Annotated in this window: 2 protein-coding genes; both read left to right on the top strand. The window is 35.7% G+C overall.

The features are described from left to right. Positions 1-204: 204 nt before the first annotated feature. On the top strand, positions 205-570 hold the full coding sequence (locus tag JQC92_RS22390) for a hypothetical protein (protein WP_239480694.1): 366 nt from the start codon (positions 205-207) through the stop codon (positions 568-570). Between the two features lie 121 nt (positions 571-691). Then, positions 692-997 (top strand): hypothetical protein, encoded by a 306-nt coding sequence (locus tag JQC92_RS22385; protein ID WP_205001731.1) that lies wholly within the window; start codon positions 692-694, stop codon positions 995-997. Positions 998-1185: the final 188 nt, after the last annotated feature.

Below are 1185 nucleotides of genomic sequence, written 5' to 3'. Positions count from 1 at the left end.
TCACGGATAAGCCCTTGCCATTCGCTAGTAGTTATCGTTTAATAACATCATGTTAATAAACGGTGATCTTCCTACAGAGGACTTTCACCTCATTAGTTCACGCCCATGCTGGGCGTACACAAGACATTCAAGACGGACTGCAAACAGCGCAGCCGCTTAATGTAGCGTTAGTTTTTTAATTTACCAATGAATAAGGATGTTCATATGAATCAAATACTATTAAAAACATTTGGTGGTTTATCCAAGGAATATTACTTTAGACAGTTTTTCTTTGGCCTGTTGTTTCCAGCTCTCTTTTATTTTATCGCAACGTCTTCACCTGAAGAAATGAAAACACCTTACGCAATAATCGCATTGTTCACACTGAACACTTTGCTATATCCATATTCACGATTTGTTTATGAAAAAGTGGTAGGATTTATCCTTGGTGAAAATGTATTCTTTGTAAATGCTATTTTAATGTTAATGGTTAAGTGCTTTACTATGTCGATTTGTTGGACAATGGCAATATTTATCGCTCCTGTCGGTTTAATCTATTTATATTTTTATAACTCGAAGCAACAAAACTAACAAGAAAAATCAACAAGGACAAATACTGCTTGGCTTTTGTCACTTCGTTCCAAAATTATAGCCAAGCACTATTTGCCTGTTATTTTGGCGTTATAGCTGCTTAAGTAAGTGAAGGACTTATATGTTATCAAAGGAAAAAATTGTCAGCTTGGTTTGTTGTTTCATCACTGGTTATTTTGTTATGGTCGCTACAAAAGGAATATTTACTGGCAAGTATGAATTAAATGAAATTTTAAATTTCTATGCTGTTGCTTGTTTTGTGCTTTCTTTCGGTTTGCGCCCAGCGTTGTTCTTCACCGATATCAAACAAGCTTTAATTAACAGTGATGCTGTCAAATCGGTTGTAAGCTCAACAATCGTAAATTACATAAATATTCTTGGCTTAATTTTAATTATTGCATCTGTAGTCTTAAGGGTGCAGCTCTAATAAATAAGGATAGGCGTAGCGCAGCCTGCGCCTTATCTGGTTGTTGAACCAGCCCGACGCTACTTATATATGCAAATATCTCAGAAATGATTTTGTGATGTGAGTGAGCTATTTATCAGCTCACTTTTGTTTAGATATGACTCAGCCTTAGTGGCGCTCTATGATGCTTATTACCACTAATACTCTGT

Origin of the sequence: Parashewanella hymeniacidonis (genome assembly GCF_016900895.1) — a bacterium.
GTDB classification, from domain to species: Bacteria; Pseudomonadota; Gammaproteobacteria; order Enterobacterales; family Shewanellaceae; genus Parashewanella; species Parashewanella hymeniacidonis.
Note: the sequence above shows the minus strand (reverse complement) of the source record. Positions and strands in the feature narration are given on the sequence as shown.

Excerpts from the sequence above, each read along its gene's own strand:
- JQC92_RS22385 (WP_205001731.1), top strand. The coding sequence starts at position 692 with ATGTTATCAAAGGAAAAAATTGTCAGCTTGGTTTGTTGTTTCATCACT.
- JQC92_RS22390 (WP_239480694.1), top strand. The coding sequence starts at position 205 with ATGAATCAAATACTATTAAAAACATTTGGTGGTTTATCCAAGGAATAT.